10 protein-coding genes are annotated in these 7,171 nt (G+C 62.2%); 4 read left to right on the forward strand and 6 right to left on the reverse strand.

Annotated elements, in window-relative coordinates:
• Both QZY06_RS11130 and QZY06_RS11135 read left to right on the forward strand, forming a co-directional pair.
• Nucleotides 1-249 (forward strand): rubredoxin (locus tag QZY06_RS11130; protein WP_295684153.1); only part of this gene is annotated, 249 nt, incomplete at its 5' end.
• Nucleotides 250-314: 65 nt separating this feature from the next.
• Nucleotides 315-479: a rubredoxin gene (locus tag QZY06_RS11135; protein ID WP_295684157.1), complete on the forward strand. Its 165-nt coding sequence runs from the start codon at nucleotides 315-317 to the stop codon at nucleotides 477-479.
• A gap of 135 nt (nucleotides 480-614) precedes the next feature.
• On the opposite strand, the gene QZY06_RS11140 is transcribed toward QZY06_RS11135, so the two are convergent.
• The 5 genes from QZY06_RS11140 to QZY06_RS11160 form a co-directional block, all read right to left on the reverse strand.
• On the reverse strand, nucleotides 615-1,769 hold the full coding sequence (locus QZY06_RS11140; protein ID WP_295684160.1) for a glycerol dehydrogenase: 1,155 nt from the start codon (nucleotides 1,767-1,769) through the stop codon (nucleotides 615-617).
• A gap of 113 nt (nucleotides 1,770-1,882) precedes the next feature.
• Nucleotides 1,883-2,725, reverse strand: a complete 843-nt coding sequence (locus QZY06_RS11145) for a metal-dependent hydrolase (protein WP_295684175.1) — start codon at nucleotides 2,723-2,725, stop codon at nucleotides 1,883-1,885.
• A gap of 88 nt (nucleotides 2,726-2,813) precedes the next feature.
• On the reverse strand, nucleotides 2,814-3,692 hold the full coding sequence (locus QZY06_RS11150) for an alpha/beta hydrolase (RefSeq protein ID WP_295684163.1): 879 nt from the start codon (nucleotides 3,690-3,692) through the stop codon (nucleotides 2,814-2,816).
• Nucleotides 3,693-3,776: 84 nt separating this feature from the next.
• Complete coding sequence (locus tag QZY06_RS11155; protein WP_295684166.1) at nucleotides 3,777-4,628, reverse strand: LuxR C-terminal-related transcriptional regulator; 852 nt, start codon at nucleotides 4,626-4,628, stop codon at nucleotides 3,777-3,779.
• Nucleotides 4,629-4,696: 68 nt separating this feature from the next.
• Nucleotides 4,697-5,194 (reverse strand): 2,4'-dihydroxyacetophenone dioxygenase family protein, encoded by a 498-nt coding sequence (locus tag QZY06_RS11160; protein WP_295684168.1) that lies wholly within the window; start codon nucleotides 5,192-5,194, stop codon nucleotides 4,697-4,699.
• 109 nt (nucleotides 5,195-5,303) lie between these two features.
• Here QZY06_RS11160 and QZY06_RS11165 point away from each other — a divergent pair, with 109 nt between their 5' ends.
• Nucleotides 5,304-5,606: a LytTR family DNA-binding domain-containing protein gene (locus tag QZY06_RS11165; RefSeq protein WP_295684170.1), complete on the forward strand. Its 303-nt coding sequence runs from the start codon at nucleotides 5,304-5,306 to the stop codon at nucleotides 5,604-5,606.
• Between the two features lie 327 nt (nucleotides 5,607-5,933).
• Nucleotides 5,934-6,404, forward strand: a complete 471-nt coding sequence (locus QZY06_RS11170; RefSeq protein ID WP_295684172.1) for a PA2169 family four-helix-bundle protein — start codon at nucleotides 5,934-5,936, stop codon at nucleotides 6,402-6,404.
• A 25-nt stretch (nucleotides 6,405-6,429) separates the two neighbouring features.
• Here the strand turns inward: QZY06_RS11170 and QZY06_RS11175 are convergent.
• Nucleotides 6,430-7,171, reverse strand: a 742-nt coding sequence (locus QZY06_RS11175) for an AraC family transcriptional regulator (RefSeq protein ID WP_295684173.1), incomplete at its 5' end; no start/stop codon positions are given.

Consider the following 7,171-nt stretch of genomic DNA (forward strand, 5'->3'; position numbering starts at 1 on the left):
GCCGAGCAAGCGCGAGCAGATCCTGGCGCGCTACGGCTCCGCACAGAAATCCACCACGGGAGCCTGATCATGGCGAGCTATCGCTGCCCCGGCTGCGGGTACATTTACGACGAGGAAAAGGGCGATGAACACGAGGGCTTCAAGCCCGGCACGCCCTGGAGCCAGGTGCCGGAGGATTGGGCCTGTGCCGATTGCTCCGTTCGCGACAAGACGGATTTCGTCGAAGTCGACGGGCTCGCGCCCGAGTAGCTTGGCGGTTCAGACAGGGGCCTGGCTCCATGCGGCCACGGCCGAGCCATGAGGATGGAAAAAACATGAAGAAGTGGCGGTGCCTGGTTTGCGATTTCGTCTATGACGAAGTGCTTGGCTTGCCCGAGGAGGACATTCCGGCCGGCACGTGCTGGCAAGACGTGCCGGAATCCTGGACCTGTCGCGACTGCGGAGCGCCGAAGTCCGACTTTCAGATGATCGAGATTTGAGACGAACCATTGTGATCGGCATTCACCGTCGTGAATACGCCGACTACGATGCTCTGCTGAAATTAGGGAAGGTCATGCTCCGAGTAGCGCTACCCCCAAGCAGTCGGTCCTGGCCTATCCGCCGAAATAACTTCCTCAAGCCTTGCCCGCGCGGCGCTCCACTTCCGTGATTGCCTTGAAGAGTTTGTCTGGCGTCACTTCAAACGGCTCGTTGTGAATGAACGGCAGATTGAAGGCGTTTTCGACGACGGTGCGGATCTTGGTTTCGCTGTCTGCGAGGTTCAGCCCAAGATCGGCAAAGCAGTACGGCAGGCCGATCTCGCGAAACAGCGTCTGCACCCGATTGAATTCGACCTCGTTGCCCTCCAGCAGCAACTGCGTCACCAAGCCTACCGCCACCAATTCGCCGTGCATGAAGCGGTGTTCCACTTCCGGCACTACCGTCAGGGCAGTAGCCACCGCATGGGCGGCGGCGGTGCCGGCGCTCTCGAAGCCGGTGCCGCTGAGCAGCGTGTTGGCCTCAACCACATCTTCCAACGCTGGGCCAACGCGCTTTTCACGTACTGACTGAACCGCTTCACGGGCTTGCTCGTGGATGGTTTGGCTGCACAAGCTGGCCAGCGCGCGCGCCGCGAGCGAGATCCCGCCACCCAGCATCGAGCGCGCTTTCGGATTGGCGACGCAGGCTGCCGCTTCGTAACCCGTGGCGAGCGCGTCGGCAATGCCGGCAAGCAGGAAGCGCACCGGCGCCTGCGCGATCACCGCAGTGTCCACCACGACGAGATCAGGGTTGCCGCGGAAAAAGCGCACCGACTCGAAGGTACCTTCGTCGCTGTAGACGATGGCCAAGGCCGAGCATGGCGCATCGCTCGACGCCAGCGTCGGACAAACGATGACGGGCAAACCCAATTGGAACCCAACCGACTTCGCCGTGTCGATCGCCTTGCCGCCACCCAGCGCGATCACTGCGTCGCAGCCCGCCTCGCGTGCACGCACAGCGTGCTGCTCGATGGCCGTCACGGAACATTGGCCTTCAAAGGGCTGCACCAGCACCCGCACGCCGCCCGCTTCGAGATCGGCGGCGACCTGGCTGGTCAGCGCCGGTGGGAGGTCGCGGGGAATAAGCAGCATGGGTCGCTGGCTGCCCACCAGCGGGAGATAATCGCTCAGCTTGCGCAGTACGCCTGGGCCCTGCACGTAGCGATGGGCAGAGAAGAACACGCGTGGCGCGATGCCACCGTCGAGTTGCTGAGCGCCGAACAATTCGATCGGGATCGCGGTTGTAGTCATGTGTCGGGTTTCTCGTGAGATTGATGATTGGCGTACACGCTCAATCCATTCGGCTTTCGGACGCTGCGGATCGATGCACCTCGCGGTGTATCAGGGCCAGACGGACTTCTGGCTCAGGCCTTTGTTGTCACTGCGTCGGGCTCCACGCCCCAGAGCCGCTCGGCATCGTCGAGCACCGCGCGATAGCCCGCCGGCGGCGAAAGATTGACGGGGTCGTAGCCGGGCGCCGCAGCGCGGATCAGGCGCGGGATCGTGTAGGCAAACGTCCGTAGCATCACGCTGGCGAAGCGCAGGCGGCTCCGCCAAGGATCCGGAATGCGCCCGGCCTTGCGGTCCTCGCGGATCAGGTAGCGCGCGGTGCCGATCATGTAGGTCAGCATGTGTTTGCTGGCGTAGCAGAGGCCCCACAGGCGCAGCCAGTAGCTCTTGTGGAGCGCCTCGTGCAGATGGAAGCAGACGTGGCGATGCTCGTATTCCTCGCAGAGGTGCCAGCGCCACAGATCCACGGTGGGATCGTCGATACTGGGATTGCGCATCTCGCGCGCACCCTCGAGGAAGAAGCAGGACAGGATCGGCGCGGTGGTCTCGAAGCCCTCGGCGTAACGCAAACAGTAGGACTGGCTCTTCTGCTTCCAGTAGGCCTCGTAGTCGGCCTTGAGCTTGAGTTCGCGCGCCTCCAGTTCGGGGTAGCCACCGGCTCGCAGCACTTCGTTGAAGCACGCGTGGTTGCGGTAGTGATTGCTCTCCTGCGCGATGAAGATCTTGCAGTCGCGGCGCAGTTCCTCGCTTTCGGCTGGTAGGGCTTCCATACAGGCACGAACCGTGCGATTCAGGAAGGGCTCTAGGTAAGGCAGCAGCGAGGAGGTGGCGTTCCAGAACTGCGCGAACTCGGGAGCGTCCGGTGCCCACAGAACCTTGGCATTCGAAAAATCGATGCGTATTTTTCTCACTTTCATTTTATTGGTCTCCTCCAGACTGCACTCGGCAACCTTAGGGTTGGGTTGCTGAGCCGTCCATCGCGACTCTTCGCTATGCGCCGCACATTCAGCGCGCCAGGAAGCGGCAAATTGCAGCAGCCACTTCTGCTGGCTTTTCGGCGTGCGGGAAATGTCCGGCGTCGAGGACGATGTGCTTCTCAAGCCCACGCGGAAAGGCGGTCTCCATTCCATCGAGTAGATCGACAGCGATACAGCCATCGCCCTCGCCGTGCAGGACCAGCGTCGGCACGTCGATCGGAGCGATGAAGATTTTATGCTGCAGCTCTGCCAGCTCCGAGTGCTGCAATGCCGGATTGAACATGTGCCGGTAGTAGGCGAGGGCTGCCTCGATCACGCCGGGCCGGGCGAAGGTTTCGCGTAGCGCCTGCCAGTCCGCCTCCGGCAGTTGCCATCCCGGCGACCAATCGCGCCATAGCGTGCGGATGAAGGCGAAGTCGTTCGCCGCCATCGCCGCTTCGGCCATCGGCAACTGGAAGAACCAGATGTAGAACGAACGCCGGATCTGATCTGGTCGAGTCACCAGTGCGCTGAGGAACTGGGGCCCGTAGGGCACCGAGGACACGACCAGGCGGCGGATACGCTGCGGCGCTGCCAGCGCCGCAGCGTAGGCCGCGATGGCTCCCCAGTCGTGGCCGAAGACGCAGGCCGGCTCGTCTGGTGAAAGTGCTTCGATCAATGCGGCCACGTCGAGACCCAGTGCGGCCGCCTGGTAGGGACTGCCTGCTGGTGCCACCGTGGGCCAATAACCCTTCATGTAAGGCGCTACCACTCGATAGCCCGCATTGGCCAGCGCCGGCATGATCGAGCGGAAGGTTGGGGCGTGATCAGGGAAGCCATGCAGGCAGAGCAGCAGCGGCCCCTTGCCTTTCTCGATGCAGGCGAACGAGACGCCGTTGGCGTCGATGGTCTTGAACGATCCTGTCATTCTCGGGATTTCCGTCGTGGCGAAAGCAGCATCATCCGCAGCGGAATCCTGAACGCCGAGCCGACAGGCCCGGTGGAATCGCCATCAATCGAGTTGTGCCGGCTCCACGAACGGCCGCATCGCTGGGGCGCTCGACAACAAGCTGAGCAGCTGCATGTTGGTATGCACCTTCAGCTTGGCGCGGATGCTCCTGAGCTGGTGGTCCACGGTGTGTATCGAGCGACCCAGCTGCTGAGCGATGCGCTTGTAGCCGAGGCCACTGCCCAGCAGCGCCAGCACCTTGCGCTCTGCTGGCGTCAGTCTTTCGTCGAGCGCCCGCTCTGTCGGCGCTTCTCCCAGCCGTCCTAAGCGGTGGGCGGCCCCGAGAATTTCGCCGAGCACGGCGCCCGTCACCAGCCGAAACTGCTCGAACTGCGTGCTCGAGAGCCGCTTCGACCGATGGACGTGATCCATGCACAGGAAGCCAAAGGTAGCGCCCTTGAAATGCAGCGAGGAAGCGATCTTCATCCGCGTTCCAACCTTGATCAGATCCGACCGCAAGTCGTCGTCCAGAATCCGGGCCTGGGCAATGTCTTCCAACACGAACGGTGCGGAATCGTTTGCCAGGCTGCAAAGCACCGCGCTGTCCATCGGCATGCGGATCCCGCGCACCGACGGCACGACTGCATCCCGGCGGCGAGCCTGGGCCGAACCCAGTGTGTACAGGCCGCCGTCGCCTTCCCAGATACCGCCTTCCACACGGTCGACGTCGAAGCGGTCGCGCAGCCACTCCACGCTCATGCGCCAACCTGCACCCGGGTCGTCCAGCGACAACAGCAGATGCGCCGCGAGATCGCGCGCCGGTGCCCAGGGTACGGCGGAGGCGCAGTCCAGCAGGCTGCCGCGCAGACGGCGCTGGATTGACAGAACGATGGCGGGGTCCGATCCGGGGTTCATCGAAGCCTCCTTGGGCTGAATATCGCCTCATCGTATACCTCGTGGCCCAGGGAACCGATACACCGGCATCAGCCGTGATCGAGGCCTAGTACTGGCGGCACGGGGTGGCCGGCTTCTCGACACAGTCGCAGGTATTCGTCACGGATGTAGCCTGCGTCCCACACGCTGGTCACCGTGCCCTGCTCGTCCAGATTGAGGTTGGCGCCGCGAATGGCGAACCAAGCTTCGGTGACCTCATGATTCGATGCAGGCACATGCAGCGTATGGACAGAACCTGCCGGCTCGAACAGATATGAACCCGCGACGTTGATATCCGGATATTCGAGATACTTCCAGGATCCGCTGCTGGTCAGCGCGAACACCTCGCCTGTGTGCTTGTGCGTGGGAATGGTCACGCCAGGCGCAAAGCGTATCCGCACCACCCACAAGCCGGCCTCGATGTCGATCTGCAGCAACTGCATGTCGACCCCTTTCATGAATTCGACGAATGGGATGTCCGCATAAGCGCGGTGATCGGCTTGGGGAATGCGAAGTTTCTGCGTGGGTAGCGAAGTGCTGTCAGCCATGACTGTTTTCCTCTCGTAACTGCTTGCGTTGTTAGTCGCAGCTTTATACGAGGGCTGAACGGACGCAGCCATCGCGCGTATTCGCTATGCGGAAAAAGCGGTGCGGGGCTTGGGGACGATCACCACTACATCTTGTCTACGCCGCCCGTTCCGACGAGAAATACACGCGGGTCGCCTGGCGTGGCGAGACGGCAAGCCGGGCGAGGGGCTGATCCGCACGCCGCTGAAAGACCTGCTCGGTCAGCTCGATGCATCGCACTTCGCACAATTGCATCGTGCTGTGGTGGTGAACCTGCGCGCCATCAGCCATGTCACGCGCAGCCTCAACGAGACCGCGCACATTCACCTCAAGGGCCACGCGGAAATCTTGCCGGTGAGCCGCAGCTACCCGCATCTTTTTCGGCAGATGTAGGCGGCATCGACGTTCTTCCCGAGCGGATGACACCAGCGCGGGTAATTGCGGGCTTCGCGTGGCATGTCTACCGGTAAAAGTGTCGATCCCGCACGCGCCTTTTTGGGTGGGGAGCGCAAACGTTTGATTTGCAGGGAATTCAAGAAAAATGCCTTGGCAGGCACTCTTCGTGATCAATCAACAGGGCGAGACGCACGACGCGATCAGGACCTTCAATGAGCCGTCGTTCGTCTCCGTAACGTCCGTGTGATTGCTTGAAAGCCGGCCCCGACAATCCTGGCGAATCCCCGCCCGATGTCCCGCCGCACTATTTATGGAGCAGAACTCATGTCCAGCGAAAACAAACTGAAAGAAACCATTTCGGTGTTGAACAGCCTCATCGAAACCAGCAAGGACGGCCAGAAGGGCTTCAGCAAGGCCGCCGGCCACGCGCATGCGCCTGAACTGCGCACGCTGCTGGAAAGCTATGCAGCAGACTGCGAGAAAAGCGCTGCCGAACTGCAGGCCTGCGTTATCAGCCTGGGCGGCACGCCGGAAAACAGCGGTACCGCTGTCGGTGCCCTGCATCGTGGCTGGCTGAACCTCAAGGCCTCGGTGAGCAGTGACGACGATCTGATGCTGCTCGAGGAATGCGAGCGCGGCGAAGATCATGCGAAGGCCGAGTACATCAAGGCCATGCAGGCGCCGATGTCCGGCGAAGTCCGGAGCTTGCTGCAGCGCCAGTGTGACGGTGCCAAGGTTCATCACGACCGCATCCGCGATCTGCGCAATCAGCACCGCGAGGCTGAAACGATCTAGGTCGTTTCCTCTAATAGGTGATTGGCTATCGCGATCCGCGTGTAGCTAAAACCTGAAGGCCATCGGGCACGTCCAGCAAAGACTGAGCGTGCCCGATTTGCGTGGGGCCGCTGCTCGCTTGGGCAATCAGGCAATGAGGTGAAAGCCCGAACGCGTTCTTGAACACACGGCTGAAGTGCGACAGCTCACTGAAGCCATAATTGAACGCGACATCCGTGACCCTTTTCACGCCGCCCTGCAGCAAGGCACGGTGGCTGGCCGCCAGGCGCTCCTGCCAGACCCAGCGCATCGGCGTGGCGCCGATCGCGGCGAACGCGCGGTTGAGGGTGCGTGGCGAGATCTGGTGCGCGCGTGCGATCGACTCGACGCTGAGATCGGTATCACCCAGATTCTCGGAGATGTAGCGCTTGATGCGCTCGAACAGCGGAGCGGTCCTGCAGGCATCGACGATGTGTTTCTCGGCGCCGACCGAGCACTGCAAGGCCGCGATCACATCGAGAATCGACGACCCGACCAGGCGGCCGGTACTGGAATCCTTCGGCACGTCCAGTTCGCCTGCATTGCGGAATAGATCGGCAGCCATTGCGCCGAGCGCTGTTTCGGACGAAATCGGGGTGGCGAGCTGCACCGGCTGCGGCAGCCGGGCATGGAGCTGCTGATGGGGAATCTTGACGAAGATCGTGTGCCCGCACAGCTCGTATGAGAACGGGCGATCGGTATCGTAGATGGTCATCACGCCAGGACGCTGGACGACCTCGTGGCCATCC

It is taken from the genome of uncultured Nevskia sp. (assembly GCF_903885465.1).
GTDB lineage: Bacteria > Pseudomonadota > Gammaproteobacteria > Nevskiales > Nevskiaceae > Nevskia.